General features: G+C 54.6%; 2 protein-coding genes and 1 pseudogene. All 3 read right to left on the bottom strand.

The annotated features are described in order from the left end of the window. Positions 1-1,034: hypothetical protein (locus AC2CGA_RS17430; protein WP_484480264.1), on the bottom strand; the 1,034-nt coding region annotated here is incomplete at its 3' end. 257 nt (positions 1,035-1,291) lie between these two features. Further along, the gene (locus AC2CGA_RS17425; protein ID WP_024084997.1) at positions 1,292-1,441 is read right to left on the bottom strand and encodes a hypothetical protein; all 150 of its coding nucleotides are present in this window, start codon (positions 1,439-1,441) and stop codon (positions 1,292-1,294) included. Between the two features lie 245 nt (positions 1,442-1,686). Further along, a pseudogene (locus tag AC2CGA_RS17420) lies at positions 1,687-2,714 on the bottom strand (hypothetical protein); the annotation flags it as partial.

Genomic DNA, 2,714 nt, shown 5'->3' with positions numbered 1-2,714 from the left:
CCGGTTACCCCAGTTACTCCGGTTACCCCAGTTACTCCGGTTACCCCAGTTACTCCGGTTACCCCAGTTACTCCGGTTACCCCAGTTACTCCGGTAGCTCCGGTGATCCCAGTGGCTCCAGTTATCCCAGTGGCTCCAGTAGCCCCGGTGGCTCCTGTTACTCCAGTCACTCCGGTTACCCCAGTTACGCCGGTTACCCCAGTTACTCCGGTAGCTCCGGTGATCCCAGTGGCTCCAGTTATCCCAGTGGCTCCAGTAGCCCCGGTGGCTCCTGTTACTCCAGTCACTCCGGTTACCCCAGTTACGCCGGTTACCCCAGTTACTCCGGTAGCTCCGGTGATCCCAGTGGCTCCAGTATCCCCGGTGGCTCCTGTTACTCCGGTTACCCCAGTTACTCCAGTCGCTCCGGTTACCCCGGTGGCTCCCGTTACTCCGGTAGCGCCTGTTATCCCAGTTGCTCCAGTAGCCCCGGTTACTCCAGTGGCTCCCGTTACTCCAATCGCTCCGGTTACGCCTGTTACCCCGGTGGCTCCTGTTACCCCGGTTGCCCCCGTTACTCCTGTAGCACCTGTTACCCCGGTTGCTCCCGTTACTCCTGTAGCTCCTGTTATCCCAGTGGCTCCAGTATCCCCGGTTACTCCAGTGGCTCCCGTTACTCCAATCGCTCCGGTTACGCCTGTTACCCCGGTGGCTCCTGTTATTCCTGTCGCTCCCGTTACTCCGGTCGTGCCCGTTATCCCGGTAGCTCCAGTATCCCCGGTTACTCCAGTGGCTCCCGTTACTCCAATCGCTCCGGTTACGCCTGTTACCCCGGTGGCTCCTGTTATTCCTGTCGCTCCCGTTACTCCTGTCGCTCCGGTTACCCCGGTAGCGCCTGTTATCCCAGTGGCTCCAGTATCCCCGGTGGCTCCTGTTACTCCGGTAGCGCCTGTTATCCCAGTGGCTCCAGTATCCCCGGTGGCTCCTGTTACTCCGGTTACCCCAGTTACTCCGGTTACTCCAGTTGATCCCGTTACTCCAGTGACTCCGGTGATCCCGGTAGCGCCTGTTACCCCGGTGGCTCCCGTTACTCCCGTGGCGCCGGGATCTCCAGTGACTCCAGTGGCACCGGTTACCCCAGTCGCTCCGGTATTCCCGGTCGAGCCCGTTGCTCCGGTCAGCCCTGTTGCTCCAGTGAACCCCGTTGCTCCAGTCAGCCCTGTTGCTCCGGTCAGTCCTGTTGCTCCGGTCAGTCCTGTTGCTCCGGTCAGTCCTGTTGCTCCGGTGCACCCCGTTGCTCCGGTGAATCCTCTTACGTGAAAATGATTTGGATGACAGCATGGACACCATCTTTCATGACAGCAAGGGGGTTCGCAACAGAATCCTTCACAGCAATGTGCCCGATTTTGATAACTGCGCCTTTGATTTCTTCTTTTATGTTGAAAATGACAGCAGCACTCATTACAATTCCGGCAGTCGTAATCCCAAGAGTCGTATCTGTTATACCAAGTATCTCCTTTTCTCATTACACCACCTCTATTTTCATAATATTTCCACAGAGAAAAAAGGTGTGGCAAAACCCCACTTCTATTGGGCAATTTTTCAAATGTTCGTTAAGACTGCATCATGCACAGCATTTTACAGAAAAAAGACCTAACTGTGCATAAGTCAGGTCTTTCATCTTTAAAATATCAGTCTGCTGTTGTATTAGGTTGTCGGAAAACTTATGCTGTTAAAATCGATATTGAGTGCAGTTGCTGTCGTTAAATTATTAGCAGTTGTGAAAATAACCCTGAGCTGGTAAGTGTTCGTTCCTGCGGTCGGCGCAGTATCCACTGTTGTATCAGCAATCGAAAAACTATCCGTAGCTGCGAGAGTACTGGTTCGCGACAGAGTTCTTGTATGAATTTGCACTGCTCCCCTATATAATCTCACTTCAAAAACAAAGTTTGAATTCGCTGCAGTTGTTAACGCGGCACTGAGTGCATAATCCAGCTTTACATTCTGCAAAGCATTAACTGGGATTGCCAGCGTAGCAACGGGAACTTCTGTATTTAACGGCGGATAAACAGTGAGCGGCCCGTTGGTTCTTGTGAAGAGCAAGGTTGGTGTACTGCCTGTGGCGCCGGTTGGTCCGGTTGGGCCCGTTACTCCAGTTGGGCCAGTCACCCCGGTTACTCCGGTTGCTCCCGTTACTCCCGTTGCTCCTGTTACTCCGGTTGCTCCCGTTACTCCCGTTGCTCCTGTTACTCCAGTTGCTCCAGTCACACCTGTTACTCCGGTTGATCCTGTTACTCCCGTTGCTCCCGTTGCTCCTGTTACTCCCGTTGCTCCCGTTGCTCCTGTTACTCCGGTTGATCCCGTTGCTCCTGTTACTCCGGTTGCTCCGGTTGCTCCCGTTACTCCAGTTGCTCCAGTCACCCCGGTTACTCCGGTTGCTCCCGTTACTCCTGTTACTCCGGTTGATCCTGTTACTCCGGTTGAACCAGTTACTCCGGTTGAACCAGTTACTCCGGTTGCTCCCGTTACTCCAGTTGCTCCTGTTACTCCTGTTACTCCGGTTGATCCCGTTACTCCAGTTGGGCCAGTCACCCCGGTTACTCCGGTTGCACCCGTTACTCCTGTTACTCCAGTGGCTCCAGTGGCTCCAGTGGCTCCTGTTGCTCCAGTCACACCCGTTGCTCCAGTTACACCCGTTGCTCCAGTTACACCCGTTGCTCCAGTTACACCCGTTG

This window comes from Bacillus sp. SYZHCR11 (assembly GCF_057196865.1).
The sequence above is the reverse complement of the archived record's forward strand: the minus strand, read 5'-3'. Positions and strand labels throughout refer to the sequence as shown.